Source organism: Mycobacterium sp. NAZ190054 (genome assembly GCF_001545925.1).
GTDB lineage: Bacteria > Actinomycetota > Actinomycetes > Mycobacteriales > Mycobacteriaceae > Mycobacterium.
Map to the genome: position 1 here is coordinate 1 of NZ_LMVQ01000430.1, position 1820 is coordinate 1820.

General features: G+C 70.2%; 2 protein-coding genes and 1 pseudogene. 2 read left to right on the top strand and 1 reads right to left on the bottom strand.

Going from position 1 to position 1820, the window contains the following annotated elements; translation table 11 throughout:
• A pseudogene (locus ASJ79_RS23400) lies at positions 1 to 261 on the bottom strand (hypothetical protein); the annotation flags it as partial.
• Positions 262 to 303: 42 nt separating this feature from the next.
• On the opposite strand from ASJ79_RS23400, the gene ASJ79_RS23405 reads away from it, so the two are divergent.
• Both ASJ79_RS23405 and ASJ79_RS23410 read left to right on the top strand, forming a co-directional pair.
• Positions 304 to 1083, top strand: a complete 780-nt coding sequence (locus ASJ79_RS23405) for a DeoR/GlpR family DNA-binding transcription regulator (RefSeq protein WP_067960560.1) — start codon at positions 304 to 306, stop codon at positions 1081 to 1083.
• Positions 1080 to 1820, top strand: a 741-nt coding sequence (locus ASJ79_RS23410; RefSeq protein ID WP_067960564.1) for a 1-phosphofructokinase family hexose kinase, incomplete at its 3' end; no start/stop codon positions are given. The genes ASJ79_RS23405 and ASJ79_RS23410, both read left to right, overlap by 4 nt.

Here is a 1820-nt window from a genome sequence, read left to right on the forward strand (position 1 = left end):
CCGCGTCATCGTGCAGGATTCGGTGTTCGACGAGTTCGTCGCCGGCTTGAAGCAGAGGAGTTCGGCGGCGCCGTCGGTGACATCCGAGACGTCGGGCAGCGAGCCGGGGCGGATCACCGGCGCGTATTGGACACCGGCGACGACGGGCACACCGTGCAGGATGGTGCCGGCCTGTGAGCTGAGCGGAGGCGACGCGGTCATGTGAACCAGATTACAAGAATCCATTGACAAGTCAACACGTTCAAGAGTAAAACCAAACATATCAACATTCGATTGGTTGGATTCCCACACGTACGGAGCGTGATGTACCCGGAGGAACGGCAGCAGGCGATCGCGTCGCTGGTGATGTCGAAGGGGCGGGCGTCGGTGACCGAACTGGCGCAGGCCTACGACGTCACCACCGAGACCGTGCGCCGCGACCTGGCCGTTCTGGACAGGGCCGGGATCGTGCGCCGCGTCCACGGCGGCGCGGTGCCGGTCCGGGCGCTGCATCTGGTCGAACCCGGCGTCGGGGAACGCGACATCACCCGGGCCGAACACAAGGACGCGATCGCCGTGGCCGCCGCGGAGTTCTTCCCGCTGAGCGGGGCCAGCGTGCTGCTGGACGCGGGCACCACCACCATGCGGATCGCCGCGCAGATCCCCGCCGACCGCGAACTCGTGGTGGTCACCAACTCGGTGCCGATCGCGGCGCGGCTGGCCACCGTGCCGTCGGTGTCGCTGCAGCTGCTCGGCGGCCGCGTGCGTGGGGTCACCCAGGCCGCCGTCGGCGAGCATGCGCTGCGGGTGCTCGACACCCTGCGGGTGGACATCGCGTTCATCGGCACCAACGCGCTGAGCGTGCGGCACGGCCTGTCCACCCCCGACAGTGACGAGGCCGCCGTCAAGCGGGCCATGGTCCGCGCTGCGAATTACGTTGTGGTGGCGGCTGACTCGTCGAAGATCGGCCGTGAGGACTTCGTCAGCTTCGCCCCGATCACGAGCGTGGACACTCTCATCACCGACCCCGAGATCTCCGCCGCCGCAACCGCCGAACTGAGTGGGCAGGGCGTCGAGGTCATCTGTGCAGGAGGCAGTTCGTGATCGTCACCGTCACCGCCAACCCCAGCATCGACCGCACCGTCACGCTGCCCTCGCCGCTGACGCGCGGCGCCGTGCACCGCGTCACCTCGGTGACCGACCAGGCCGGCGGCAAGGGCGTCAACGTCGCCAAGGTACTGACGATGGCGGGCGTGGACGCCGTCGCGGTGCTACCCGCGGCCACCAACGACCCGCTGCTCAACGCGCTGCAGACCGCCGCAGTGCCGTACCGCGTCGTGACCGCCGCCGAACCCGCCCGCACCAACCTGACGATCACCGAGCCGGACGGCACGACCACCAAGATCAACGAGCCGGGCGCCACGCTGGACGGCACGACGCTGCAGGCGCTCACCGACGCGGTGCTCGGCGCCGCCGACGACGCCGACTGGGTGGTGATGTCGGGATCCCTGCCACCCGGGGTGCCGCCGGCTTGGTACGGCGACGTCGTCGCGCTGCTCTCCCCGCGCAGGTGCCAGGTGGCCGTCGACACCTCCGACGCGCCGCTGGCCGCGCTCGTCGGTTCGCTGCAGCGCGGCGCCCCCGACCTGATCAAGCCGAACGCCGAGGAACTGGCAGGGGTGCTCGGGTTGTCCCCGCAGTCATTGGAAGACGCCGTGCGCCAGGGCGACCCGGAACCGGTGGTGGCGGCCGCCCGGCAGCTGATCGACCGGGGCATCGGCGCGGTGCTGGCCACGCTCGGCGCTGCCGGTGCCGTGCTGGTCGACCGCAACGGCGCGTGG

Bases quoted from the DNA above. Each gene is read 5' to 3' on its own strand.
- ASJ79_RS23405 (WP_067960560.1), top strand. From the start codon at position 304: ATGTACCCGGAGGAACGGCAGCAGGCGATCGCGTCGCTGGTGATGTCG.